This window comes from Hymenobacter gelipurpurascens (genome assembly GCF_900187375.1).
Taxonomy (GTDB): domain Bacteria; phylum Bacteroidota; class Bacteroidia; order Cytophagales; family Hymenobacteraceae; genus Hymenobacter; species Hymenobacter gelipurpurascens.
The window spans coordinates 2,712,888-2,737,252 of record NZ_FYEW01000001.1 but is presented as its reverse complement, the minus strand read 5'-3'; the positions used below and the strand labels follow the sequence as shown (position 1 = coordinate 2,737,252).

General features: G+C 56.7%; 22 protein-coding genes. 9 read left to right on the top strand and 13 right to left on the bottom strand.

Going from position 1 to position 24,365, the window contains the following annotated elements; genetic code table 11:
- The first annotated feature begins 7 nt into the window (after positions 1-7).
- The 3 genes from CFT68_RS11650 to recO all read left to right on the top strand — a co-directional run bounded on the left by CFT68_RS11650 (position 8) and on the right by recO (position 4,021).
- Positions 8-634 carry a thymidine kinase gene (locus CFT68_RS11650; RefSeq protein WP_088843581.1) on the top strand — a complete coding sequence of 209 codons (627 nt, stop codon included), beginning with the start codon at positions 8-10 and terminating at the stop codon, positions 632-634.
- A gap of 168 nt (positions 635-802) precedes the next feature.
- Positions 803-3,124, top strand: coding sequence for a type IX secretion system anionic LPS delivery protein PorZ (gene porZ / locus CFT68_RS11645; RefSeq protein ID WP_170934770.1), 2,322 nt, complete (start codon positions 803-805; stop codon positions 3,122-3,124).
- Positions 3,125-3,298: 174 nt separating this feature from the next.
- Complete coding sequence (gene recO / locus CFT68_RS11640) at positions 3,299-4,021, top strand: DNA repair protein RecO (protein WP_088843579.1); 723 nt, start codon at positions 3,299-3,301, stop codon at positions 4,019-4,021.
- Between the two features lie 84 nt (positions 4,022-4,105).
- Here the strand turns inward: recO and CFT68_RS11635 are convergent, their stop codons facing one another.
- The 6 genes from CFT68_RS11635 to CFT68_RS11610 all read right to left on the bottom strand — a co-directional run bounded on the left by CFT68_RS11635 (position 4,106) and on the right by CFT68_RS11610 (position 9,101).
- A complete protein-coding gene (locus tag CFT68_RS11635) occupies positions 4,106-5,074 on the bottom strand; it encodes an FKBP-type peptidyl-prolyl cis-trans isomerase (protein WP_088843578.1) in 969 nt (322 codons plus the stop codon).
- Positions 5,075-5,193: 119 nt separating this feature from the next.
- Positions 5,194-5,691, bottom strand: coding sequence for an FKBP-type peptidyl-prolyl cis-trans isomerase (locus CFT68_RS11630; protein ID WP_088843577.1), 498 nt, complete (start codon positions 5,689-5,691; stop codon positions 5,194-5,196).
- Positions 5,692-5,700: 9 nt separating this feature from the next.
- Positions 5,701-6,288, bottom strand: coding sequence for an FKBP-type peptidyl-prolyl cis-trans isomerase (locus tag CFT68_RS11625; protein ID WP_088843576.1), 588 nt, complete (start codon positions 6,286-6,288; stop codon positions 5,701-5,703).
- 54 nt (positions 6,289-6,342) lie between these two features.
- A complete protein-coding gene (locus tag CFT68_RS11620; protein ID WP_088843575.1) occupies positions 6,343-6,861 on the bottom strand; it encodes an FKBP-type peptidyl-prolyl cis-trans isomerase in 519 nt (172 codons plus the stop codon).
- Between the two features lie 88 nt (positions 6,862-6,949).
- Positions 6,950-8,008 (bottom strand): FKBP-type peptidyl-prolyl cis-trans isomerase, encoded by a 1,059-nt coding sequence (locus tag CFT68_RS11615; protein ID WP_088843574.1) that lies wholly within the window; start codon positions 8,006-8,008, stop codon positions 6,950-6,952.
- Positions 8,009-8,057: 49 nt separating this feature from the next.
- Positions 8,058-9,101, bottom strand: a complete 1,044-nt coding sequence (locus CFT68_RS11610; RefSeq protein WP_088843573.1) for a DHH family phosphoesterase — start codon at positions 9,099-9,101, stop codon at positions 8,058-8,060.
- Positions 9,102-9,475: 374 nt separating this feature from the next.
- Here CFT68_RS11610 and CFT68_RS11605 point away from each other — a divergent pair, with 374 nt between their 5' ends.
- A complete protein-coding gene (locus tag CFT68_RS11605; RefSeq protein ID WP_088843572.1) occupies positions 9,476-9,895 on the top strand; it encodes a nucleoside-diphosphate kinase in 420 nt (139 codons plus the stop codon).
- Between the two features lie 81 nt (positions 9,896-9,976).
- Here CFT68_RS11605 and CFT68_RS11600 read toward each other — a convergent pair whose 3' ends face one another.
- From CFT68_RS11600 to CFT68_RS11570, 7 genes are all read right to left on the bottom strand, one after another.
- Positions 9,977-11,269: a nucleoside permease gene (locus CFT68_RS11600; protein WP_088843571.1), complete on the bottom strand. Its 1,293-nt coding sequence runs from the start codon at positions 11,267-11,269 to the stop codon at positions 9,977-9,979.
- Positions 11,270-11,474: 205 nt separating this feature from the next.
- On the bottom strand, positions 11,475-12,083 hold the full coding sequence (locus tag CFT68_RS11595; RefSeq protein ID WP_088843570.1) for a superoxide dismutase: 609 nt from the start codon (positions 12,081-12,083) through the stop codon (positions 11,475-11,477).
- Between the two features lie 146 nt (positions 12,084-12,229).
- Positions 12,230-12,676: a nucleoside deaminase gene (locus tag CFT68_RS11590; RefSeq protein ID WP_088843569.1), complete on the bottom strand. Its 447-nt coding sequence runs from the start codon at positions 12,674-12,676 to the stop codon at positions 12,230-12,232.
- Between the two features lie 110 nt (positions 12,677-12,786).
- Positions 12,787-13,353 carry a hypothetical protein gene (locus CFT68_RS11585; RefSeq protein WP_088843568.1) on the bottom strand — a complete coding sequence of 189 codons (567 nt, stop codon included), beginning with the start codon at positions 13,351-13,353 and terminating at the stop codon, positions 12,787-12,789.
- A 123-nt stretch (positions 13,354-13,476) separates the two neighbouring features.
- Positions 13,477-13,938, bottom strand: coding sequence for a hypothetical protein (locus CFT68_RS11580; RefSeq protein ID WP_088843567.1), 462 nt, complete (start codon positions 13,936-13,938; stop codon positions 13,477-13,479).
- A 341-nt stretch (positions 13,939-14,279) separates the two neighbouring features.
- On the bottom strand, positions 14,280-17,816 hold the full coding sequence (locus CFT68_RS11575) for an ABC transporter permease/M1 family aminopeptidase (RefSeq protein WP_245815351.1): 3,537 nt from the start codon (positions 17,814-17,816) through the stop codon (positions 14,280-14,282).
- A gap of 323 nt (positions 17,817-18,139) precedes the next feature.
- The gene (locus CFT68_RS11570; protein WP_088843565.1) at positions 18,140-19,039 is read right to left on the bottom strand and encodes an ABC transporter ATP-binding protein; all 900 of its coding nucleotides are present in this window, start codon (positions 19,037-19,039) and stop codon (positions 18,140-18,142) included.
- A 300-nt stretch (positions 19,040-19,339) separates the two neighbouring features.
- Here CFT68_RS11570 and aspS point away from each other — a divergent pair, with 300 nt between their 5' ends.
- From aspS to CFT68_RS11545, 5 genes are all read left to right on the top strand, one after another.
- On the top strand, positions 19,340-21,103 hold the full coding sequence (aspS, locus tag CFT68_RS11565) for an aspartate--tRNA ligase (RefSeq protein ID WP_088843564.1): 1,764 nt from the start codon (positions 19,340-19,342) through the stop codon (positions 21,101-21,103).
- A gap of 120 nt (positions 21,104-21,223) precedes the next feature.
- Positions 21,224-21,793 carry a hypothetical protein gene (locus tag CFT68_RS11560; RefSeq protein ID WP_141106531.1) on the top strand — a complete coding sequence of 190 codons (570 nt, stop codon included), beginning with the start codon at positions 21,224-21,226 and terminating at the stop codon, positions 21,791-21,793.
- 74 nt (positions 21,794-21,867) lie between these two features.
- A complete protein-coding gene (locus tag CFT68_RS11555; RefSeq protein WP_088843562.1) occupies positions 21,868-22,140 on the top strand; it encodes an autorepressor SdpR family transcription factor in 273 nt (90 codons plus the stop codon).
- Complete coding sequence (locus CFT68_RS11550) at positions 22,137-22,811, top strand: SdpI family protein (protein ID WP_088843561.1); 675 nt, start codon at positions 22,137-22,139, stop codon at positions 22,809-22,811. The genes CFT68_RS11555 and CFT68_RS11550 overlap by 4 nt, the downstream gene beginning before the upstream one ends.
- Positions 22,812-23,438: 627 nt before the next feature.
- Entirely contained in the window at positions 23,439-24,230 is a 792-nt protein-coding gene (locus CFT68_RS11545; protein WP_212590389.1) for a 3'-5' exonuclease, read from the top strand.
- The last annotated feature ends 135 nt before the right edge of the window (positions 24,231-24,365 follow it).

Sequence of the window (24,365 nt, the reverse complement as noted above, 5' to 3'; positions counted from 1 at the left end):
TAGCCTTGTGTTTATAGAACCCCGCGTTGGTACGGGTCCGGGCGTTGCGCGCCGGGGCTGGATTGAAGTTGTGTGCGGCTCCATGTTTTCGGGTAAAACCGAGGAGCTGATTCGCCGGCTTAACCGTGCCAAAATAGCCCGTCAGCGGGTCGAAATCTTCAAGCCAGCCCTCGATACGCGCTACCACGCCGAGGATGTAGTATCGCACAACTCCAACAGTATCCGCTCTACGCCGGTGCCGGTGGCGCAGGAAATGCTGCTGCTGGCCGGGGGCTGCGATGTAGTGGGTGTAGATGAGGCGCAGTTCTTCGATGAGTCGTTGGTAGATGTATGCGTGCAGCTGGCCAACGGCGGCACGCGCGTCATCGTGGCTGGCCTCGATATGGACTTCCTAGGCAAGCCCTTCGGGCCGATGCCCGCTCTAATGGCGGTTGCCGAATTCGTGACGAAAGTGCATGCTATTTGCGTGTGCTGCGGCGAAATTGCTTCTTATTCCTTCCGGATGGCTGCTTCCGAAGACAAGATTCTGCTAGGCGAAACCGATGTCTACGAAGCGCGCTGCCGCCATTGCTTTCAGGAAGGCATGAAGGAAAAATCCAGCGAGCCGGTTAGCAAATCAGCCTCCGCTTCCTAGGCCTGCGTTGGGGTTAGTTGAGCGGAACGTAATTGCTGGCTGACTCATCCGGAATACCGGAGCTTCGCCCTGCATGAAAGCTTGCCCCTCGTCGTTACCTTGCTGGTATTCTATTTGCGCCATTATTTCCTGCCGATGACTCAACTTATACGCTTGTGCCGGGGAGTGATGAGTCTCGCCGTCTTCCTGTTGGCAGCCCTAACTGCCGTAGGCCAGTCGACGGCCGGCTTCGGCGACTGGCAGCTGCACTTGCCTATCAACCGGGCCAAGTCGTTGGCCGATGTGGGCAGCCGCGTGTATGTAGCCACCGAAGATGCTTTTTTCTACTACGATAAGGTGTTGAACACCACCCGGCTGCTCTCCCGCCGCGACGGATTGCACGATGTAGGCGCCAGTGCGGTGGCCTACGACTCCGTTAGTCAGCAGCTGGTAGTGGCCTACCGCAACACAAACCTCGATATTCTGCGCCTCTCCGACGGTGCCATTCTGAACATTGGGGATATTGTGCGCAAGGAAATCCAGGGCACGAAGGCCATCAACCAGATCAGCATCAGCAACCGGACGGCCTACCTGGCCTGCACCTTCGGGATTGTGGCAGTAGATCTGGTAAAGCTTGAAATCCGGGACTCGTACACCAATATTGGGCCGGGTGGCACCGTGGTGCAGGTGTATTCCACGGCGGCCAGCAATGGCGTGCTGGTGGCTGCTACCTCCGCAGGCGTGCTGCGCGCCCGCCTCACTGATAACCTGCTCGACTACCGCGCCTGGACCACCGATTTTGCAGTGCGCCCTGGTGACCCATTTCGGTCGGTAGGGGTGCACAACGGCCTTATTTACCTGGGCATCAATGGCGACCGACTGTACAGCTACAACCCCGCTACGCCCACGGCTGGCTGGCGTGGAGTAGCGGGGCTTACTGGCCTGGAGTTCCGGCAGCTGACTTCCTCCCGGGCCGGCCTGCTCGTGACCGATAACCAGAAAGTATCACTACTGAACACAGGCACGGGTGTGGTCACTACTACCTTTCGACCAGCCCTGGTTCGGGACCCCCGCGCCACGTTGCGCGCAAAGGACGGCAGCTACTACGTAGCAGACATTGTCAATGGCCTGTTGAAAGTAACGGCAGATGGGCAGCAGGCGGAGCAGTTCATCACGAATGCACCAGGCAGCGCCAAGTCATTCAGCATTCTGGCCGATGCGCGTACCAATACGGTAGATGTGTTCAGTGGGGCCTACGGCGACCGGTATTTGCAGGAGCGGGCCCAGGTGGGCTTTTACGAGTACGCACAAGGCCAATGGACTACCATCAGTAGCGCCACGCTGCCAAGTGCGCAGTACCCCAATCTGCTGGACCCCGTGCGCGGCACCCGCACCCCCGATGGAACGCTATATGTAGCTAGCTATGGCAATGGTGTGATGGAATGGAAGGGACCCGGCAATTTCCGGCTCTTCAACCCCGTTTCGGGGCTTCCCAATCCGTTGCGCAGTGCCAACGCAACCGACGTTACGTACACGCGAATAACGGACATAACTGCCGACGCAGCCGGTAAGGTGTGGGTAGTGAACCGGCACCAGGTGGCCGGTACATCTGGCCTGTTCGTGTTCGATCCGGCTACTACTACCTGGACCACCACCCCATACTTCGCGGGCAGCGAAAACCTGGAGCGCATTGCCCTGGACCAAGTGGGCGGCGTGTGGGTATCTCGGGCCCGTGCGCCCGTTGGCGGAACATATGGGTTAGTGGCCTACAACCCCGAAAGCGGCAGCCTCCGAAGCTTTACCGACAGCGACGGTTTGCCTTCCAGCTTTATCTATGATATCGTGACCGACCGCCAGGGCGAAATCTGGGTGGCTACCGACAAAGGCCCGGCCGTGTTCAACGACCCCGCTTCGGCCTTCGACTCCAGCAATGGCCTGAGCTTTCAGCTGCCGTTTGTGCGCCGTGGTGAGGGCTCGGGGTTTGTGGCGCTGCGCGATGAAGCCGTACGCTGCATTGCCGTGGATGGCGGCAACCGCAAATGGTTTGGCACCGACCGGGGCTTGTGGCTCTTCAACGAAGACGCCACCGACGCTATTGAGCACTTTACCACCGACAATAGTCCGCTACCCTCCAACCGGATTGTGGATGTAGCCGTGAACGACAAAACCGGCGAGGTATTCGTGGCCACGGATGCGGGCGTAGTGGCCTACCGCGGCTCGGCCACCGTCACGGAAGGCAAGCCTGAATGTGCCAAGGTTTCTCCCAATCCGGTGCGCACAAATTTCACCGGGCAGGTAGGTGTATCGGGGCTGGCCAACAATGGGCTAGTCAAAATCACCGACGTCACCGGGAAACTGGTGTACCAGACCCGCGCCAATGGCGGCACGGTGGTCTGGAACCTAACAGACTACAACGGCCGCAAAGTGCAGTCGGGGGTGTACTTGGTACTGTCGTCGGATGCGGAGGGGAAAAACGGCTGCATCAGCAAGATTGCGGTGGTAGAAAAATAGGCTGTAGTGGCCTAGAAGCTTGTTTTCAGGGAACGAGAGGAGTACAGTTGCTTGTTCAGACTGATTGCGAGACGCGGCCTGCTATGGGTTGTCGGCTGGTTGAGCAATTTCCATTTCGTCTAGGCCACCCCGTCGGTTTCCTCGTATCCTTTCTGCCCTTCAGCTCTTACTAGCATGCTAATCAAAACCCGCGGTATCGTTCTCAATTTCATCCGCTACCGCGAAACCAGCATCATCGCCCGCGTGTACACGGAGCGGCTGGGGCTGCAGAGCTACATCGTGAATGGAGTGCGCAAGGCGAAGCCGCCTGGGCGCATTGCCTTGTTTCAGCCCTTCACCATGCTGGATCTGGTGGCCTACACCTCGCGGCAGGGCGGCATCACGCGCCTTTCGGAATTCCGGTGCGCTGAGCCGTTCCGCACGCTGCCCTACGATGTGCGCAAGAGCAGTATTGCCCTGCTGCTATCGGAAATAACGAGTCGGGTGCTGCTGGAAGAAGAGGAAAACGAACCTATGTTCACCTTCCTGCACGATTCTATCTTGGCATTCGACAGACAGGAGGAAGGCTTCGAGAACTTCGCCCTCACGTTTCTGCTGCAGCTCAGTCATTACTTGGGCTTTGGCCCTGAAACCGGGGAGCAGATAACCTCGCAGGTAGCCTTTGCCGCCGAAGTGCCGGGCGGAGCAGCTGGGCACGGGCCTACTGCCCTGCGTTTCCAGGAGTTCGAGACCTATTTCGATGCCCTGATGCGTGAGCCAGCTACGGCCGCTGTGCCCAATGGTCGCGTACGCCGCGAATTGCTGGGGGTGCTCATCCGCTACTATCAGCTTCATGTAGAGCGCCTCGGCGACATCAGGTCCTTGTCGGTCCTCTCCGAAGTGCTGGCAGAGCTGTAAGGCGTTGCAGAATTCACTAAAAAGGCCCGCTATGCTGAGCATAGCGGGCCTTTTTAGTGAAACCGATTATGTGAAACCGTGCTTTTACTTTACATCAACTAGCTCCACATCGAAGCGCAGGATAGCATTTGGCGGAATATCGGCGCCGGCTCCCCGGGCTCCGTAAGCCAGGGAAGAGGGGATAAGCAACACCGCTTTCGAGCCTTTGTTGAGCATCGCAATGCCTTGGTCCCAGCCCGGAATCACGCGGCCCTGGCCTAGCGGAAACTCAATGGGCTTGCCGCCGTTCTTCTCCGACGAATCGAAGACTTTGCCATCCAGCAGCATGCCTTTGTACAACACTGCCACCGTTTGGCCGGCAGTGGGTTTCACGCCTTTGCTGGCCTTCGTGATAGCATAGTAGACGCCACCGGGCGTCTTGAGCGCCTTTAGCTTGTTTTGCTTGAGGTAGGCCTGAATCTGGGCATCCTCCTTTACCAGCTGCTGAGCCGATTGCTGCTTTTCTTTCTCCTGCTCCAGCCGCATCATCTCCTGCACTTCCTGCATGGCCGCTTCCTTGGTCTGGATTTTATCCACCTTGGCCAGCACCGTGAAGGTCTTGCCGGCCTTGCGAAGAAACGGTGGGGCGGGCTGCCCAAAAGACTTGGCAAAAATGGTATCTACGTTGAAGCGGAACACGGCCGAGTCGCCGGGCTGCAGCAGTGCTACGGCTTCTTCCAGGCCACCCCGCTGCACGCTGCGCACCGTGTCGAGAGGCACACGGGCCGGCTGCCCAGCCGATTGCTTACGCGAGTTCATCAGCACGGAATCTTTGGCGGACCGGAATTCCAGGTGCAGGCTCATGATCTGGCCGATGCGGCTGGCATACGTTGGGTCGCCGGTAGGCGGAAGCACCGGACGCCGCACGTAGCGACCATTCTCCAGGTGAAAAATCCGGTACTCCACCCCCGATTTCAGCTTATTGAAAGAGGCCGGGTCGCCTTGGAAAGACATAAGCGCCGCCACCCCCAGCAGGGCCGGCCACGACGCGCGAATACGCAGCAATGGAAACATACAAACAACGATAAAGCGGTCCGCGCAGGCGGTTTCGCTAGTAAAGAACAGAAGAGGAAAACGCAGCCCGGCCCCGCCGTCTGCGCCAGGCAGAACAACGGGGCCGGAAAATACGTCGCTTATTTCACCCGAAGAATTTCCACCTCAAACACCAGGTCAGTGTGGGGAGGCACCAGGTAGCGCCGCTCATCATCCGGGTCGCGGACGCCTTTAGCAGCGTAGGCCAGTCGGGCCGGAATCCAGATGCGTGCCCGCGTGCCTTCCGGCAACAGCTGCAGCGCTTCGTCCCAGCCCTTAATAACCTCGCCGCGGCCTACACGCACTTTCAGGGGGCCGCCTTGCTTCACGGAGGCATCGAACACATGACCATCAGGCAGGAAACCCGTGTAGTGCACCGTTACCTTATCGCCGGAATGGGCCGTTGGCCCCTGGCCGGGCTGGCGCACGGCAAACCGCAACCCCGATTTGGTCTGGGTGGCCCGCACCAGCAGGCTATCGGCCGAGGATTGCACTGGGGCAGTTGGGAGTGCCTGTTGGCCCAGCACCGGACACACTCCCCAGCCAGCTCCCAGAAAAAGAGCCAGGCTTGGTAACCAATGTCGGATTGCGTAGGCCATAGTCAGTACTTATTTTACGGTCAGCACCTCCATATCGAAGAGCAACGGCGTGTTAGCCGGAATGCCGCTGCTTGCCCCTTGGCCGTAGGCCAGGTAAGAGGGAACCAGCAACAGCCGCCGGTCGCCTTGGCGCATCAGCAGGAGTGCTTCTTCCCAACCGGCAATTACGCTGCCGGCACCAGCCGTGAGGCTCAGGCAGCCGCAAGCCGTGCGGTTGGTGCTGGAGTTATCGAAGATCTGGCCGTCGTTGGCTTCGCCGATAAACTTGCCCACGTAGTTGATGGTCACCTTCTGGCCGGCCTTGATTTTGTTATCAGTGGCGCCCGATGGAACCGGAGTAGTGGGGCCATCCTTCAGGCTGATCAGGTACAGGCCCGAGGTAGTGCGGGTGTAGTCGGCGCTGGTATAGTTGTGGCGCTTCAGATAAGCCTGAATCGTGGCGTCGTCGGTTACCTTCTGGTTGTCAATGATTTTCTGCTGCTGCTCGGCGAGCGTGCCTTTGGAGTCGCAGGCAGACAGGATAGGCGTCGAAACCAGGAGCAGAGCTGCCAAACGGAGCAGCAGGGTAGGACGGGCCAGGGAAAATACGTTGTGCATGAGTGAGAGCAGAAAAGAAGCACGGAATCAGAAAGTGAGTCCGCCGTCCTGAAATTACTTAATATCCGTTACCTCAACATCGAAGCGCAGCACCGAATTCGGTGCAATGGGCCCGATGCCGTACGGGCCGTAGGCCAGTCCCGAAGGAATGAGCAGGGTGGCTTTACCGCCTTTACCGAGCAAGGCAATGCCTTCATCCCAGCCCGCAATTACTTTCCCCATGCCGATCGGAAAATCGAAAGGGGTATTGCCGCGGCTGGCCGTAGAGTCAAACACTTTGCCGTCGAGTGTAGTGCCAGTGTAAAGCACCGAAACCGTCTGGCCTTTAGTGGGCAAGGGAAGCGTGCCGGGTTCCGTGATTACCACGTAGAGGCCCGAGGGCTCCTGGCGCTGGGCCGTCAGGTTATTGGCTTTGATGTAGGCCTCAATAATCTCCTTATCACGAACTGTATAATCCGTGGTATCGAGAACCGGGTCGTTGTTTTTCATGCAGGAAAACAACCCCGGCGACATGAGCGAGAAAAAGAGCACCAGCAGGAAAGCCGGGCGGAAGCGGGAAATGAACTGTTTCACTGGCAAAAAGATAGGTCTGTGAAAAGGAGATACAAAAATCCCCGATCCGGTTGCACCGGACCGGGGACTTCGAATACCGATCCGTTCGTTATCGGCCTTGTTGCTGCTGTTGCTGCTGCATTTGCTCTATCTGGCGCTGAATATCCGCTTGGCTAGGGCCAGCGGGCTGCGGCGGAGCGTTTTTCACGTCTACTAGCTCCACATCGAAACGTAGAACAGCATCAGCTGGAATATCAGCACCGGCACCACGCTGCCCGTAGGCCAGCGACGATGGAATCAGGATAGTAGCCTTCGACCCTTTGTTCAGGAGCGGAATGGCTTTGTCCCAACCCGGAATTACCTGGCCTACACCAATGGGAAACTCGATTGGCTTGCCGTTGTTTGGCGCTTTCTCCGAAGTATCGAACACTTTGCCATCCAGCAAGGTGCCTTTGTACTTCACCGATACAATCTGGCCTTGCTTGGGTTTCACGCCCGAGCCAGGCTGCGTAACCACGTAGTACACGCCGGAAGCGTCTTTCTGGGCCTTCAGGTTGTTTTTCTTGATGTAGTCTTGCAGCACCACGTCGTCCTTCTTGAGCTGCTGCTCAGCGTAGGCCTCCATTTTCTTCTGCTGCTCACCCTGCATCTTCTGCACATCGGCCATGGCCTCGTCGCGGGTCTGGATTTTATCCACCTTCACGAACATGGTCATGGTTTTGCCGGCTTTCTGCATGAACGGCGGCACTGGCTGGCGGAACGACTTGGCAAAGATGGTGTCTACGTTGAAGCGGAACACGGCCGAGTCGCCGGGCTGCAACAACGAAATAGCTTCTTCTAGGCCACCCCGCTGGACTTTGCGCACCGTGTCGAGGGGCACGCGAACCGGGAAGCCCATCTGCTGCTTGCGCGAGTTGAACAACACCGAATCTTTGCCGGTGCGGTACTCCACGTGCAAGGCCATGATCTTACCAATCCGGTCTTTATAAGTGGCATCGCCATCCGCGTTGATGTCGCGGGAGTCGTACTTGCCTCCTTCGTTTTTGAATACTTTGTACTCGATGCCCGACTTGGTTTTACCGAAGTCGCCCGCGCCCTTGTTACAGGAAGCGAGGCCCAGAACACCGGCAGCGAGGGCCAGGCTCAGAAAGTTGCGTTGGAAGAGCATGAAAGGGTTTAGGGGGTTAAAACAAACTGTGCGGCCAAGTTACGCCGAATTATGCCGACGGAGGGCCAACCGCCAATGGAGCCGCTACCAAGTCAGTCTGATAGGCGGGCAACAGGCCTAGGAAGCGGTCTACGGTGGTAGGAAGCGAAGTATGGCTGATGCCGCCGGCCGCGTTGTGGTGGCCGCCACCGTCGAAATTACGGCGCGAAAACTCGCTCACCGAAAAGTCGCCGACGGAGCGGAAGGAAATCTTCACAGCCTGCCCGCGGTCAATGAACACCGCCGCGAACACAATGCCTTCAATGCTCAAGGCGAAGTTTACTAGGCCTTCGGTGTCGCCGGTTTTGGAGTGGTACTGGCGCAGCTCATCGGCCGTAATGGCGATGTAGGCCGTATTATACTCGCGCAGCACTACCAGCTTATCCTTCAGCACAAAGCCCAGAAAGCGCAGGCGTTCCTCTGAGTGTGAGTCGTAGATGCGGCGATGCACATCACTCAGGTTAATACCGGCATTGAGCAGCTCAGCAATAATCAGGTGCACATTGCGGGAGGTGCTGGGGTGGCGGAACGAGCCCGTATCCGTCATGATGCCGGCGTATAAGCACTCCCCGATGCCCGTGTCAATCAGGTCCTGGTCGCCCAGGTCGCGGATAACTTCAAACACCAGCTCGGCCGTAGCCGCCGCTTTAGGGTTGGAGTAATCGAGGTCGGCGAAGTGCTCCGGCTCCTGGTGGTGGTCGATGAGCACTTTCTTGCCGGGGGCCTGCCGCACGTACTCGCCCAGCTCGCTGATGCGGCCCAGACAGGAGAAGTCGAGACAGAACAGCACCTCGGCCGTACCAATGATTTCGCGCACCTGTGCATCGTTCTTGCGCGGCTCGTACACCACTACGTCGTCGTTGCCGGGCATCCAGGCCAGAAAGCTGGGGTAGTCGGAGGGCGTGACGACCGTAACGGTGTGGCCCTTCTTGCGAAGGTAGCCCGCTAGGCCTAGCGAAGAGCCCAGGGCGTCAGCATCGGGCTTGTGGTGTGTGGTGATAAAAACCTGACGGGGCTGCGACAGCAGCTCCTTCAGCTCAGATATTGTGGACATTGCCTACGGGGTAGGTGACTGAAATTCGGTCGGTTAGGCCGCGTACAAAGACGGCAAAAGTCGGAAATAATCTGGGTTTCAACAAAAGCCCCATCATATTGGTGCGTTTAACTGCTTCCCGATTCCGTAACACCCTGGCCTAGGAGCCGTAAGGGGCGTTATCTTTTGCATAAAAGGCAGAAGCAACGGCAGCGTCAGAAGGTTCAATCGGGAAGGCAGTTTAGCCGGTACTCCACATGGTTGAGCTACCTGCTGAGTAGTTCCAAATCCAATGGAGCTTCACTGCACCAAATAAAACGGCTACTTTTGCGGCCGCAAAGTCCCTTTGCTTCTCCTTCACGATTTTATTCCAACCTCACTCTAGCCCCATTCATATGGCCACCAACCGCACGTTCACGATGATTAAGCCCGACGCTACCCAGGAAAACCACATCGGTGGTATCCTGAGCATGATCGAAGAGGGTGGTTTCCGCATCGTATCGTTGAAAAAAGTACTGTTGAGCGCTGAGCGCGCCGGCAAATTCTACGAAGTACACGCTGAGCGCCCCTTCTACGGCGACCTGGTGAAGTACATGTCATCGGGCCCCATCGTAGCGGCTATCCTGGAGAAAGACAACGCGGTGGCTGACTTCCGTACCCTGATTGGCGCTACCAACCCCGCCCAGGCCGCTGAAGGCACCATCCGGAAGAAATACGCCAAGAGCATCGAAGCCAACGCCGTACACGGCTCTGACTCCGACGAAAATGCTAAGATTGAAGGTGACTTCTTCTTCGCCGCCGACGAGCAATTCTAAGCTTTCCGCTTAGCCTACTAAAGCAACAAAAAAGCCGCTCTGCCTAGTGCAGAGCGGCTTTTTTGTTGAAGCAGGAGTGGCTTAGGCCTGTTCCGTGGAGAGTAGAGGCTCGGCATGCTGCACGTCGACTACTTCCTCGGTGGTGTGCTTATGCTTGAAAAGGATGACAAACAGCACCGCAATAACTAGCGCATAAGCCGCAAACGCCAGCCAGATGCTAGGCCAATCCTTGGTTACGCCATCGGCGGCGGTGAAGTATTTCTCAATCACTAGGCCACTCACGGAGCTGCCGAGTACGGCGCCGAATCCGTTGGTCATCATCATAAACAAGCCCTGGGCACTGGCTCGAATAGAGGAGGCGGTCTGCGTCTCGACGAACAGCGAACCGGAGATATTGAAGAAGTCGAAGGCCATACCGTACACGATGCAGGACAGCACAATCAGCCAGATGCCGGGGTTGTCGGGGGTGCCGTAGGCCAGTAGGCCGAAGCGCAGTACCCAGGCCAGCATGCTAAACAGCATCACCTGCTTAATGCCAAAACGGCGCAGGAAGAAGGGAATAGCCAGAATAAACAGCGTCTCGGAAATCTGCGAGATGGACATGATAATGGCCGGGTACTTCACGGCAAACGTGTCCTGGTAAGCGGGCACCTTATCGAAATCGTGCAGGAAGGTGTCGCCGTAGGCGTTGGTGAGCTGCAGCGCGGCGCCCAGTAGCAGCGCGAACAGGAAGAACGTCAGCATCTTGGTGTCGCGCAGCAACGCAAACGACTTGAGGCCCAGTACATCTACCAAGGAACGGCTCGGGGTGTCTTTGGCAGTAGGCGGGCACTTGGGCAGCGTGAACGAGTACAGGCCTAGCAGGATGGCCGCGCCGGCCGCTACGTAAAACTGGCTGGCCGATTTCTCGAAGCCCAGCAAGCTCACCGTCCACATGGCCACAATGAAGCCGATGGTGCCCCACACCCGGATGGGCGGGTAAGCCTTGACCACATCAAACCCTTCCCGCTTCAACACCGAGTACGACACGGCAATGGAGAGGGCCAGCGTGGGCATGTAGAAGATCATGTTCAGCAGAATCACCCAGAAGAACGTGCCGGGGTCGGCTACCATCGGGATAGTGAGGAGCACTAGGCCACCCAGAATATGCAGCAACCCGTAGAGCTTCTCGGCATTCATCCATTTATCGGCCACGATGCCCATGAGCGAGGGCATAAAAATGGAAGCAATGCCCATGGTGGAGAAAATGGCTCCGAACTGAGCGCCCGACCACTGCTTGGTCTGGAACCAGTACGCTCCGATGGTTATCAGCCACGAGCCCCAGATAAAAAACTGTAAAAAGCTCAGAATAATGAGACGTAGCTTCGTACTCATGCAAATTCGGTTGGGAAAGGTGGGGGGACAGAATTTCGAACCTAAAGATACAGGAAATCTTTCCGGCGGTGTAGGCCAGTTTGTCTGATATGCTATGCATATGCTCCGATAGTGCGGGAGAAGGTTGCGGCCATTTTTGATAAATAAAAAGCCCTCCCGCACAATGCAGAAGGGCTTTCTAATAAAATTAATTTGCTGAAGAAGCTTAGCTAGCCTCAGAGAAACGACGATTTACTTCCTCCCAGTTGATGAGGTTGTAGAAGGCCGCGATATAATCGGGGCGGCGGTTCTGATATTTGAGGTAGTAGGCGTGCTCCCACACATCGAGGCCCAGCACGGGTGTGCCTTTGCAGCCGGTGTCGGGCATCAAAGGGTTGTCTTGGTTAGGCGTCGAGCAGATTTGTACCGAGCCATCGGCCTGCTTGCATAGCCAGGCCCAGCCCGAGCCGAAGCGCGTGGTGGCGGCTTTCGTGAATTCTTCCTTGAACTTCTCGTAGCTACCGAAGGCCTTCGTAATAGCCTCGCCAACTGCGCCGGTGGGCTCACCGCCACCATTTGGGCCCAGAATAGTCCAGAACAGGGAGTGGTTCCAGTGGCCACCGCCGTTGTTACGCACAGCCGCCGGGGCAGCCGCAATGTTGTGCATCAACTCTTCCAGCGACTTGCCTTCCATGTCGGTGCCAGCAATGGCGTTGTTCAGGTTGGTGACGTAGGCCTGGTGGTGCTTGGTATGGTGGATCTCCATGGTCTGCGCATCAATGTGCGGTTCCAAAGCGTCGTAGGCGTAGGGTAGTTGGGGCAGTTCGAAAGCCATGATTGGTATAGGTTTTAAGTGGAAAGGGAGGAGACAATTTCCTGCCGTAGGCCAGTTGCCTCAGCAGAGGCAGTGGCGCACGTCAGGTTATAACCGCTGCAACCGGCTTAGGGTTACGAACGCGGCCAAAAGTAGCCGATTGTGCGTTATCTCCGCTTCCGGGCAAAAAAATCCTGCATCAAGGCGCCACACTCATTCGCCAAGATGCCCGTAACAAGCTCCGCCTTGGGGTGTAGCAGGTTTCCGTGGCGCCGAAACCCGAATTTCGGCTCCGCAGTGCCGTACACCACGCGCCGCAGCTGGGCCCAGGCGGTGGCACCGGCACACATCACGCAGGGCTCTACCGTGACGTAGAGCGTGCACTCCTGTAGGTATTTATTGCCGAGGTGGTTGGCCGCCGCCGTAATAGCCAGCATTTCGGCGTGGGCCGTCACGTCGTGCAGCTTTTCGGTTTGGTTGTAGGCCCGGGCAATGATCTGCTTATCCATCACGACCACGGCGCCAATCGGAATTTCATCTTCTTCAAATGCGTAGCGCGCCTGCTTGAGCGCTTCCCGCATATACTGCTCGTCGGAATACAGAGAAAGAGTCATACAATCAAATACTTGAGAGGCTCGAGATACAAAACAAATAGAAAAGCAAAAGAGCGGTTGCCCTGAGCTTTCTCAGCGCTACCGCTCTTTTCAATCCATCGTTTAGCTGCCTATTTCATCACAATGCTCGTCATGATGGCTTGTGCAATAGGCTGCCACTGGGGCTGCTCTTCGGCGGGAGCATCGAAGGTGAAAACAAACAATTGGTCGCCCTCGATGGCGTACTGCACAATTTGGTATTTGCGAATAGGGGGCAGGTTGCTGCCACGGCGGGTATCCGTCACCGTCGAGACGAACTCCAGCATGATAAAATCGCGCTTATTCACGGTGCGGATGTCTTCTTTCAGAAACTGCACTTTGGAATACATGTTCTGAATGCTGGCCTTGTAAATCTTCAGCAGCAGCGCATAGTCGCGGTTGGTGAAGGTGGTAGGCTTCTGGGCCACGCTGAAATCGACGCGGCCGCTGGGGTTGCTGAACACAGCCAGCGGCTTGCGCGGCGCCGGGTACTTAGCTGCAATACCATCGTCGGGGAGGGGCTGGAACCCATCGGGCACGCCCACTGAAATGTTTTTCGTGATGGCCGTCTTCTTCAGCTTGGGGCCGGCAAAGGCCAGCAAAGCGCCCAATACGAGCAACAGCGGCGCAAAATGCAGGAAAGAAAAAGGAGTTTTCATATAAAGAGAAAGCAAAACAGAACTATAAAAGAAGCCGCTCAGCTAGGCCATGCCAGAGGTAGCCTATAAAGCAAAGCTCCGAAACCACGACGATTTCGGAGCTATAAAGGTGCCAGGAGTGGCCTAGCGACGCTTCTTGGAAACGGCCTGCGAAGGGTACTTGATGTTGACTTTCTTCCAGTACACGTAGTTGCCGGTTTTGGCTTCTACCAGGTAAGAGCCGGCCGGAATGCGGCCCAAATCTACCGGCTCGCCGGTGTTGTTCTGTGGGTCGAGAGCCGTGGTGTACACGGGAATCTTTTTGTAGTTGGTCATCACCAGCGTACCAGGCTTGGTGAACTGCTGCGTGAAGCTAAGCATGATGCGCTGCCCATCCGAAGTCGGGAAAATATCGATGCCCGAGAGCGTTTCTACGCGCTTGATGGGGCCATTGAGCGTAACTGGCTCGGCCTCACCCTCCGACTTGGTTTTCACTTCCGTGCCGTTGGCCGTCTTGGATTTGGTTTTGACTTTGGTAGGCGACGTCTGGGCCTGGGCGGTGGAGAAAGCCAGCAGGGCAGCAGCGAAGAGAACGATACGTTTCATATTCAGGAAAAGACAGACGGGATAGCAGAAAAGCAGTGTTGAGAAGGCCCTTTGCAGATTCCGGGCCAATTTTAGTGGCCTAGCGCCGCCAGGGTTTCTGGCCGCAAAGGTAGCAAAGCTGTAGTTGGCCTTTTCCCACCAAAAAGCCCAGCCGTTGCGGGCTGGGCTTTGGTTCTAGGCCTGTTTGACAAGTATACTTAAAGCCCGTCATGTCGAGCTTGTCGAGACATCTCGCTCGCGCCGTGAGTTAGAGTCGCAACATCAGCACGCGAGATTCCTCGGCAAGCTCGGAATGACGTTCTTTTTTGTTATTGATTACAACCCTAGGCCACTCTAAAAGCCTACGCTTTCTTCTCTTCCGGGGCCTTCACGTTGTCGTTCGGGTTGCGGTCAATGAGCTTGTTGTAGGGGTCGATGCCGACGCGGTCGGGCTTCTCGGGTACGGTGAATTCCAGGCGGTTGCGGCCGGGCGTGAGGCGGCGCTTTTGCAGCAGCAGCGGCACCGTCTGCGACTTTCCGTTAATTTTTTTGCGGCCCATCACACCCACATCAATAAAGTCGCGGGCTTTCAAGTCGGCAGTTTCGTTGCCCAGCGAGTCGGCGTAAAGCTTTTTCGTGTCCACGGTGAACTGCACGCGGTACTGGCCGTTCGGGAGCTTGCGGTAGGTAGCCGAATCTACCTTGTTCTCATAAAGCGTGATGCGCTCAAACAGGTCCGTCACGACGTACTGCAAGGAGTCAGGGGTGTGCTTACGCATCACGTCCACAAACTCTACGGAGTTGGTGAACGGTGGGCGCTGGTAGGCCACCTTGTCGTGGTACTCCTTCAGGGCGTCGTTCACGGCCGCTTCGCCGAGGTAGTCCTGCAGGGCATACATCACCAAAGAGCCTTTGCGGTAATGAATGTAGGGCTGGTTTTCTACCAGGTACAACGGCACTTCCTTTTTGCGCTCCATCGTCCGGCCCGTCAGGTAAGAGTTCAGCTCAAACTTGAGGAAACGCTTCATTTTCTCGTCCCCGTAAATGTGCTTCATTACCATGAGGGCGCCGTACTGGCTCAGCGTTTCCGACATGAGCGTGCCGCCCTGCACGTTGCCGCTCACAATCTGGTGGCCGAACCACTGGTGCGCCACCTCGTGGGCCGTCACGTAAAGCGGATAGTCGATATCATCGGGGTCGAGAGAATCGACGTGAGCCACAAAACCGATGCTTTCCGAGAACGGAATGGTATTCGGGAAGCTCTGCGCGAAGCTGTTGTAGCCCGGGAATTCCAGAATACGCACCTGGCGGTGCTGGTAGGGGCCGAAGTTGGTGGTATAGTATGCCAGGGCCTTTTTCACGCCGGTAGCCATGCGCTTGAGGTTATACTCGTGGCCGGGCTGGTAGTAAATCTCAATCGGGATGTTGTTCCAGTGGTCCTTGTACACCTGGTAGCGGGCCGACTGGAAGGAGTAGAAATTCAGGATGGGCGCGTCCATCTTGTAGTGGAAATAGCGGCGGCCGTCTTTGGTCCATTCCTTCTGCAGGTAGCCGGGCGCAATGGCAATCTGGTCGGGTGAGGTGCTGAGGATAGCTTCAAACCGAATCCAGTCGCCGTCGCTGCTGATGTAGTTGCGCATGCGGGCGGCAGAGTCGTTGACCGAGGCCATGCGCGGCTTGGGCTGCAGGCCCTGCTCTTTGCGCACGTCGTCGTCGCCGAGCTCGTAGGCCTCCTGGTAGCCGATGCGCGGCAGCTGCTGGTTGTTCACGAACGTACCATTATACACCACGCTGGTATTGGAGCCGCTGTTTTTGAAGCCGGGGTTGGTGTAGGCCAGGTCGAAGTTTAGCTGCACCGAGTCGCCGGGCTGCAGGGGCTGGGTGAGGCGGACAATCCGGAAATCGAGGTCATCTATCTTGTCATGCAGCACCTCTTTGCCGGGCCGGGCCAGGGTCAGCTGCTTGATATCGGCCTCGCCGTCACTGAGAATCTGTACTGAGTCGATGGGTTGGCCGCTACGGTTGAGCAGCCAATAGGAGCCGCGGTACCGGATGTCGCGCTCCGCCGGGAACATATCCACGGCAAGGTTTACCGCCACAATGCGCGGCTGCGGCCGTTTGGCGTAGCGCTTGTAGGTTTTCTCATAGCCGGCCTGCAGCTTCTGCTGCTGGGCGGTTGTGCTATAGGTGTTGAGCACGTTGGTGTTGTAGAAGATGTAGGCCCCTAGGCCCGCAAATGCCAATAGCGCTACGCCTGCCACCACGCGCAAACCTGGCGAGAAGCTGCTTTTGAATTGCTGCCAGCGCCACGAGAAGCGGGTTTCTGTGCCTCTTGGCCACAGCAAGCTGCTGGCCAGTGCCAGCAACACCGCAAACAGCGCCCAGTAAAACTTAAAGGAGAAGTAAGGCAGCACGAAGTGGCCGAAGCCATTCATGGCCGAGTACTGCACGCCGGGGTCGGAGTTGTAGCTGTAGAGGTTGTGCTCTAGGCCTAGCTGGCCTTTGAAGATGTTGAACAGGTAGTACAGGATCATGATGAAGTGCCCCATGAACTTGTTGTTCACGATTACCTGCACCAGCATGGCCAGTACACACAGCAGCAGCATATCAATGAGCTGAAAGCCGAACAGGTACTTCACATACACATCCAGCTCGTAGCGGAAGTAGCCCATGCCGGTTTGCAGCAGGATTCCGCAGAGCATCACGAGGGCCAAGAGCAGCACCTGAATCAGCATCAGGGCACCCAGCTTCGCCACAAACGGCACCCAGCTGGGCATCGGCATGGCATCATAAATCTGATTGACGTTGGAGTCCCGCTCGCGCCATACCAGCTCCCCCGAGTAGAACGTGATGATAATGAGCTGGAACAAGGCAAACGTGCCCACCAGCAGCTGCACCACCACCGGCGTAACCGGGTAGGTATTGGTGCCATAAATTTTCCCGACCTGCAGGCCTGAAATCAGCAGAAACAGCAGCCCAGCCCCCAGAATGCCGATAAAGTACACACTGCGGATAGTGCTGAAAAACTCCAGCCGAAGCAGGCGGCCCAGCTGAGCCCACGCCAGGCCAGGAGTGAAGCGCGGCGTCACGGTGGGCAACTGTAGTGAGGTTGGCCGGGCCACCACGCCCAGCGCCGCTTTGGGCCGCAAGCCGGAAGCCCCTTTGTTGGCGAAGGAGAACTGGAAAAAGAAATAGCACGCTACCAGTGTCAGGAGGCCTACACCGCCCCACAGCAACCGATTCTGCAGCATGTATGCGTTCCAGGGAAGTAACTGCGTGTTGCGCTCGGCTACTGTCCAGTAGCGCTGCGTCAGGTCGATGGCGCTGCTGCCAAGCGGGTCCAGCAGGTTCTTGAGCGTCTCGCTGTCGAGGTTCTGTCGTAGGCCCGCACTAATGGAGTACAGCACCAGAAACAGCACCCCACCCAGGTAAATGGCCAGTGCCGAGCGTGACAGCGTGGCGGCGGTGAAGAAGATAGCACCCGTCAGAAACAGGTTGGGGATAACGATGAGCAGGTACGGCTGCAGGTAGGTCGCCAAATGGTTCGGCCCCAGCTTGGCGGGCAGCATCGTAGGCCAGTACGTGGCCAGCCACAGGCCTAGCGCCGCGCCCAGGAAAATGCCCACCGTCACGACAAACGAGCCCATAAAGCGCCCACCGAGGTAGCCGAACTTGCTGATGGGCGTGGTGTAATACAAGCAGTGCGTGCGGTGCTCGAAGTCGCGGTACACCGGCGTCCCCATCATAGAGGACGTGATGAAGCTCCCAAACAGGCTCATCACCATCAGGATAGCCATAATCTGATAAGGCGAGTTGGCCAGCACTCGGCCACCTCCGCCGCCCACCGTCACGTTGGCACCAAACACGCCGCCTACTGCCAGCATGAGCAGGAAAGCCATTGCGGTCAGCAGGAAAAAGTAGATGTACGTGGCTGGCCGTTTCAGCCGGTAGCGTATCTCAAAAAGGAATATCTCTCGAAACATATAGGGTGTCTTTTGAAGGGGAGCAACAGGTACTGGCCTAGCGTTAAGGAAGCAGAAAAAGACCCCACTCCAGCCCGCCATGCCTGATCTAGCGTCCGCACAGTCGAAGCATCTCTACCGCTTCGTTGCTGTTCTAGGCCAATGTTGAGTTAGCCAGCGGTAGAGATGCTTCGACTGCGCGGACGCCAGATCAGGCATGACGGGCTGGGGTTGGTTCTAGGCCAGTGCCTGACGTATGATTATCCTTTTACCGCTTCTGCGGCTACCTGCTCGGCGGCATAAATGCGGGCGAAGTACACGTCTTCCAGTGTGGGCTCTACGGCCTCAAACCCGTTGCCGGGCTGCGCAACACTGTGCACGTGAATGATGGTCTGGCCCGCAAATAGCCGTGAGGAAATCACGGAGAACTGCTGCTGGTACTGGCCTAGCTCGTCTTTGCTGACGTGGCGTCGCCAGATCTGTCCGCGCATTTCCTCAATGGCCACCAGCGGGTCGCCAGTATAGAGCACCTGACCCTTATTGATGATGGCGAATTGCCGGCACAGATCCGACACGTCGGACACGATGTGCGTGCTCAGAATCACGATGCGGTTCTCGCCAATTTCGGCCAGCAGGTTGTGAAAGCGGTTGCGCTCGGTGGGGTCGAGGCCGGCGGTAGGCTCATCCACAATAATCAACTTGGGGTCGCCGAGCAGGGCCTGGGCAATGCCGAAGCGCTGTTTCATGCCGCCGGAGTAGCCGCCCAGGTTCTTATTGCGCGCTTCCCAGAGGTTGGTTTGGTGCAGCAAGGCATCTACCACCTGCCGCCGCTCACTCTTGTTGCTGATGCCCTTCAGCACCGCGAAATGCTCCAGCAGTTCTGCCGCCGTCACTTTGGGGTACACGCCAAACTCCTGGGGCAGATAGCCCAGCACCTGCCGCACCCGCTCCGGCTGGCGCAACACATCCAGGTCCCCGAGGCGGATGCTGCCCGAGTCGGCCTCCTGCAGCGTGGAAATGGTGCGCATTAACGACGATTTGCCGGCACCGTTTGGGCCCAGCAAACCAAACATACCCGGCGCAATGCGCAACGATACATCGTGAAGGGCGCGGGTGCCGTTGGGGTATGTCTTAGAGAGGTGTTCAATGGCCAGTTCCATGAGAGCGGGGCGAAAGAAGTTGGTTGACAGATGAGTAGGGAAGCCGAATACCTAAAGGAAAGGCTCCTATCAAACATAGAAAAAGAGGTATGATCAACCCCGGCTTTTCAACCAACCCGGCCTAAGTGGGGGCCAACTGGCCTAGCCAGCGGCGTTTCCCGCGGAGAGTGATGTACCCAAGTACAGGTGTATAGTCAGTTACTCCAAGGATAAATGAACGTCATGCTTAGACAAGCTCTGCCTGACGTTCATTTATCCTACTGTTCACGTAGCCTAGTATCTTCGTCAAAAAATAGACTTATGCTTCGTTCTCATACCTGCGGCGAACTGCGCGCCGAACATATTGGTCAAACCGTTACGCTGTGCGGCTGGGTGCAGCGCACCCGCGACGCGGGCGGCATCTTCTGGATTGTGCTGCGCGACCGGTATGGCCTCACGCAGTTGGCCCTGGAGGAAGGCGTTGAGTCAGCAGAAGTGCGCGAGCAGGCCCGCCAGCTCGGCCGCGAGTTTGTGATTTGCGTGACCGGTAAAGTGGCCGAGCGCTACTCCAAAAACGACAAAATGCCCACCGGCGACATCGAGATTCGGGTGGAGAAGCTGGACGTGCTGAACCCAGCCAAGCTGCCGCCCTTCCTGATTGAGGACGACACCGATGGCGGCGACGACCTGCGGATGAAGTACCGCTACCTCGATTTGCGCCGCAACCCCGTGCGCCAGAACCTGATGCTGCGCCACCGCGTGGCCCAGGCCACCCGACGCTACCTCGATGGCCAGGCCTTTATTGAGGTAGAAACGCCCGTGCTCATTAAGAGCACGCCCGAAGGTGCCCGCGACTTCGTGGTGCCTTCCCGCATGAACCCCGGCGAGTTCTACGCCCTGCCTCAGTCGCCCCAGACGTTCAAGCAGCTGCTGATGGTGTCGGGCTTCGACCGCTACTTCCAGATCGTGAAATGCTTCCGCGACGAAGATCTGCGCGCCGACCGCCAGCCGGAATTCACGCAGATTGACTGCGAAATGTCGTTTGTGGAGCAGGAAGACATCCTGAACACCTTCGAGGGCCTAGTACAGTACCTGTTCCGCGAGGTGAAAGGCCTGGAAATCGGGACGCTGCCCCGCATGACCTACGCCGATGCCATGCGCTACTACGGCAACGACAAGCCTGATACGCGCTTCGAGATGAAGTTTGTGGAGCTGACCGACGTGGTAAAAGGCCACAACTTCCCCGTGTTCGACAACGCTGGCCTAGTGGTGGGCATCAACGCCTTCAACTCGGCCATGTACACCCGGAAGCAGCTTGATGAGCTGACCGAGTTCGTGAAGCGCCCCCAAGTTGGCGCGACTGGCCTAGTGTACGCCCGCATCGAAGCCGATGGCTCCGTGAAGTCGTCGGTGGATAAGTTCTACTCGCAGGAAGCCCTGCAGGAGTGGAAAGCTGCTTTCAAGGCCCAGCCCGGCGACTTGCTGCTGGTGCTGGCCGGCGAGCCGAATAAAACCCGCAAGGCTCTCTCCGAGCTGCGACTGGAGATGGGTCAGCGTATGGGCCTGCGTGATAAGGATACTTTTTCGGCGCTGTGGGTGGTTGACTTCCCGCTGCTCGAGTACATCGAGGAGGAGGGCCGCTACTTCGCCATGCACCACCCCTTCACCTCGCCCAAGCCCGAGGACGTAGCCTTGCTCGATAACCCCGAAACCATTGGGGAGGTGCGCGCCAACGCCTACGATATGGTGATTAACGGTGTAGAAGTGGGCGGCGGCTCCATCCGTATCCACGACCGCGCAGTGCAGGCTCGTATGTTCTCGCTGCTGGGCTTCTCCGACGAGGAGGCCAAAGCGCAGTTTGGCTTCCTGCTCGACGCCTTCGAGTACGGCGCGCCTCCCCACGGCGGCATCGCCTTCGGCTTCGACCGCCTCTGCAGCCTCTTCGGCGGCGCCGACTCCATCCGCGACTTCATCGCCTTCCCCAAAAACAACTCCGGCCGCGACGTTATGATCGACTCGCCCTCGCAGATTTCCGGTGCTCAGTTGAAAGAGTTGAGCATCAAGACGGACGTGGTGGCGAAGTAACATATACGGTCCTAATAAAGCCAAAAAGCGGCGCCTGATATATCAGGCGCCGCTTTTTGGCTTTATTAGGTTGTCAAACCACTATATAATTACGACGTGCTTATGCCTATCAGATTATGCTTGTTGAGTTTACTGTTTCTCTGCGCTAGTGCTACAAAACAACAAGAGCATCAAAAACAACGACTCGAGGTCAAGTTTACCTTAGCGCATCGGGAATATGGCTGGCGCGAGTACGGCCGAGATTCCGTGAAATTCACGCGGCCTTTGCAGTATTTAATAGATGTCTATCAGGTCACCTATGTATTAAACCAGCACGAGGTAGTGCTGTACAAAACAGCTTATCAATCAGGAGCCACGCCTGTCCGTATATATAGCAACGCCATAAGTGCCCAACACGCCCGGGCGTTTCGGCGAATCATGCGCCGTGCCAATCCGGATTCTATAGCTTCGCGAAGTAATAATGTGTGGATCGAGGATGGGTTTCAGGCTGAGGTAGTCCTCACCAAAGACAGAAAAACGACTGAGCTATTCTGGAATAATAACTATGTGCCAGAGTTAGTAGCGCTGCTATCAATCGTCAATGCTACAGCACCAGAGCCCTTGAAGGTGTATCCTGTCACGAAAGAAGCCGACTTCATTCGATACTTGAAGGCAACGTCGGATTATTCGGGTTATAGAAAAAATAAATAAGCCCAAGCAAAATCCTGGAGGCCTATTGCTTATTTGAAAAAGTAATTAGACATTTATCTAAACACCTAAGCACATTGAATACCCTCTTCAAAGCCCTCAACGACCCCACCCGGCGGGCCATACTGGAGCTGCTGCGCGAGCGGCCGCTCACGGCGGGGGAAATTGCGGACCAGTTTTCCTTCTCCAAGCCCACCATCAGCCACCACCTCGATCTGCTGCGGCAGGCCGACCTAGTGAGCAGCGACAAGCAGGGGCAATTCGTGACTTATACTCTTAACATGACGGTGATGGACGAGCTGCTCGGGTGGCTGCTGCAGTTCAAGCCGTCGTCAGATTCTATCGTATGAAATCCAAGTTCTCCCTGTGGCCCCTCCTGACCCTGGCCGCCATCGTGCTTCCGGCGCTGTACCTGGCCTACACCTGGCCCGCGCTGCCCAGCCAGATTCCTACCCACTTCGGCTCCAATGGGCAAGCCAACGGGTTCACGGCTAAGCAAAATATGTGGCTGCCGTGTGTAGCACTGCCGCTAGGCCTCTACTTGCTACTCCTGGTGCTGCCGCGCCTCGATCCTAAACGGCGTCTGGATACAACTACTCCTAATTTTCAGAAGCTCACGCTGGCTCTGGTAGGCCTTATGGCGGGCCTCAATATGCTTAGTCTGTATGCGGCGTTGCACCCCCAAAAGCAGCCCGGCCAACTATTAAACGTGGTGCTAGGCCTGTTTTTCGCGTTGATAGGAAACTACCTGACCACCGTGCCACCCAACTATTTTGTAGGAATCCGGACACCCTGGGCGCTGGAGTTTCCGCATATCTGGGCCCGTACGCACCGCTTGAGCGGCCGCCTGTTTTTTGTTACTGGCCTAGCAAGTGCCGCACTGGCATTAGTATGGCCGGGGGAAGTAGCCACCGGCGCGCTGCTGACAGGCGTTTTGGGAACAGTAGTAGTGGCCTACGCCTATTCGTATTGGCTCTACCGGCAAGCAAACCAACAGCTGTCAACCAGCGGAAAACAGTAAAAAGCGTATCCGCTAGGCCACTCAGGGTAATAGGAAGTGCGAAAACGGCTGAAAAGAACGGAGCTTTTTTTCAAGAAAAACTACTCCTAACCACTGACAACAGCACTCGCCCCTACTCAGGCTGAAGCTAACCAAGTTGCTGATCAGAGGGCAATAAGAAAACGTCCCTGTCAATTATATAGGAGTTATGTCGTGTTGCTAATCAAAGATTAATTATTGATATTTGAATTGCTTGTCCGTAGCAACAAAGGCAAAAATGCTCTTTCAATCTGCCTGACTAGCTGAAACCCTGCAATTCTTACTACTATGAGCAAACCACGGCATCAGCTCCTCATCACTTTACTAGGCCTGTGCATCACCAATAAGCCCGCGCTGGCATAGCTCCCTCAGAACCGATTTCTCAGCCGCTTAAGCGGTAGGGCGTTCAGCTCACGACTACCTGCAATACCCATTCAAGTCTCTGTAGCAAGCCGGAGACTTGAATGGGTATTTTGCTGGCTTGCGCTTCCAGCGTACCGCATGTGGAATGTGCGGAAAAGCGAAAAGTGGCCTAGGAGCGGCGGAAAGCCTCTATATCCTATCTGAAATACTCTATCTTGGGTTTTCCGACGGTTTTACCTCCTGACTATGCGTTTGCTTCATGACCTCAAGCTCGATGAGATTTTTGTGCTCGATATCGAAACCGTGCCGTGCGTGGGGTGCCACGACGATCTGGAGGAAATGCTGAAAGAGCTGTGGGAACACAAGTGCCATGCATTGCGCCGCGAAAAGGGCTGGATTTCGCACGCCAGCCATATTGCGCCCTTGCCCGATCATTTGCACGCGGCCTCCCTATTTGAGCAGGCCGGTATTTACGCTGAGTTTGGGAAAGTTGTATGCATCTCCGTAGGCCGCTTCCGGCAGGTGCCCGACGGACAGCTGACCTTCAGCGTCAAGTCGTTTTACGGACACGATGAACGACAGCTGTTGCGCGAGTTCAGCGAGGTTATCAGTCATCGGCCGCACTTCCGGCTATGTGGCCACAACGCTAAAGAGTTCGATCTGCCCTATTTGTCGCGGCGTATTCTCATCAACGGGCTGCCGTTGCCCTCGCACCTCGATGTAGCCGGCAAAAAGCCCTGGGAGGTAGCCCATCTGGACACAATGGAGCTCTGGAAGTTCGGCGACCGGAAATCCTACACGTCGTTGTCGTTGCTGGCCGCTATGTTCGGCATTCCAACTCCCAAGGATGACATCCAAGGGAAAGATGTGGCACGAGTGTACTATGAGGAAAACGACGTAGCGCGTATAGCCCGCTATTGTCAGAAAGACATCATCACTACTGCCCGGCTGCTCCTGAAATTCCGGGGCGATGAGCCATTCCCCGATGATGCCGTGCGCTATGCCGACGAAGAAACCGTGTTGATGAAACGCGCCTGACCACGCCACAGGCCTAGGCCGATAGTTTGAATACATAGCCTCTCTGAAAAATATTTTCAGTGGCTAATAATGTGCGCCTCATAAGAAGCACGGGAACAAACTGGCCTACGAGAACAGGAAAGCACCTTTTTGCCA

Coding starts and splice junctions, on each gene's coding strand:
- porZ (WP_170934770.1), top strand. CDS start 803: ATGAGTCTCGCCGTCTTCCTGTTGGCAGCCCTAACTGCCGTAGGCCAG.
- recO (WP_088843579.1), top strand. CDS start 3,299: ATGCTAATCAAAACCCGCGGTATCGTTCTCAATTTCATCCGCTACCGC.
- CFT68_RS11635 (WP_088843578.1), bottom strand. CDS start 5,074: ATGTTTCCATTGCTGCGTATTCGCGCGTCGTGGCCGGCCCTGCTGGGG.
- CFT68_RS11630 (WP_088843577.1), bottom strand. CDS start 5,691: ATGGCCTACGCAATCCGACATTGGTTACCAAGCCTGGCTCTTTTTCTG.
- CFT68_RS11625 (WP_088843576.1), bottom strand. CDS start 6,288: ATGCACAACGTATTTTCCCTGGCCCGTCCTACCCTGCTGCTCCGTTTG.
- CFT68_RS11615 (WP_088843574.1), bottom strand. CDS start 8,008: ATGCTCTTCCAACGCAACTTTCTGAGCCTGGCCCTCGCTGCCGGTGTT.
- CFT68_RS11610 (WP_088843573.1), bottom strand. CDS start 9,101: ATGTCCACAATATCTGAGCTGAAGGAGCTGCTGTCGCAGCCCCGTCAG.
- CFT68_RS11605 (WP_088843572.1), top strand. CDS start 9,476: ATGGCCACCAACCGCACGTTCACGATGATTAAGCCCGACGCTACCCAG.
- CFT68_RS11600 (WP_088843571.1), bottom strand. CDS start 11,269: ATGAGTACGAAGCTACGTCTCATTATTCTGAGCTTTTTACAGTTTTTT.
- CFT68_RS11595 (WP_088843570.1), bottom strand. CDS start 12,083: ATGGCTTTCGAACTGCCCCAACTACCCTACGCCTACGACGCTTTGGAA.
- CFT68_RS11590 (WP_088843569.1), bottom strand. CDS start 12,676: ATGACTCTTTCTCTGTATTCCGACGAGCAGTATATGCGGGAAGCGCTC.
- CFT68_RS11585 (WP_088843568.1), bottom strand. CDS start 13,353: ATGAAAACTCCTTTTTCTTTCCTGCATTTTGCGCCGCTGTTGCTCGTA.
- CFT68_RS11580 (WP_088843567.1), bottom strand. CDS start 13,938: ATGAAACGTATCGTTCTCTTCGCTGCTGCCCTGCTGGCTTTCTCCACC.
- CFT68_RS11575 (WP_245815351.1), bottom strand. CDS start 17,816: ATGGCTTTCCTGCTCATGCTGGCAGTAGGCGGCGTGTTTGGTGCCAAC.
- CFT68_RS11570 (WP_088843565.1), bottom strand. CDS start 19,039: ATGGAACTGGCCATTGAACACCTCTCTAAGACATACCCCAACGGCACC.
- aspS (WP_088843564.1), top strand. CDS start 19,340: ATGCTTCGTTCTCATACCTGCGGCGAACTGCGCGCCGAACATATTGGT.
- CFT68_RS11550 (WP_088843561.1), top strand. CDS start 22,137: ATGAAATCCAAGTTCTCCCTGTGGCCCCTCCTGACCCTGGCCGCCATC.
- CFT68_RS11545 (WP_212590389.1), top strand. CDS start 23,439: ATGCGTTTGCTTCATGACCTCAAGCTCGATGAGATTTTTGTGCTCGAT.